The 239-nt window shown below is 68.6% G+C and carries 1 pseudogene; it reads right to left on the bottom strand.

From position 1 onward, the window contains the following. Positions 1-239, bottom strand: a pseudogene (locus CWO89_RS46770) (hypothetical protein); the annotation flags it as partial.

The following is a 239-nucleotide window of genomic DNA, read 5'->3' as shown; positions in this document are numbered from 1 at the left end:
AACGAGGGCCGCGCCAACGGCCGCGACCACGCAAATCGCGGTGGCGGCCAGGACCGACAGGTCCAGCCTGCGGATGGCCAGGATGAGCAGAAACAACGCGACGCCGAGCGCGCAGGCAACCGCGCCGTTCGCGTTGGCATATCCCAGGATGACGGCGCCGTTGATCAGCAGGCCCGCAAGCCCGAGCATGCCGACGGCCACTGAACGGATGATCGCGTGACGCGTTTCGGCTCGCTCCG

The organism is Bradyrhizobium sp. Leo170 (assembly GCF_004296405.1).
GTDB lineage: Bacteria > Pseudomonadota > Alphaproteobacteria > Rhizobiales > Xanthobacteraceae > Bradyrhizobium.
This window is presented reverse-complemented; position numbering and strand designations above follow the sequence as displayed.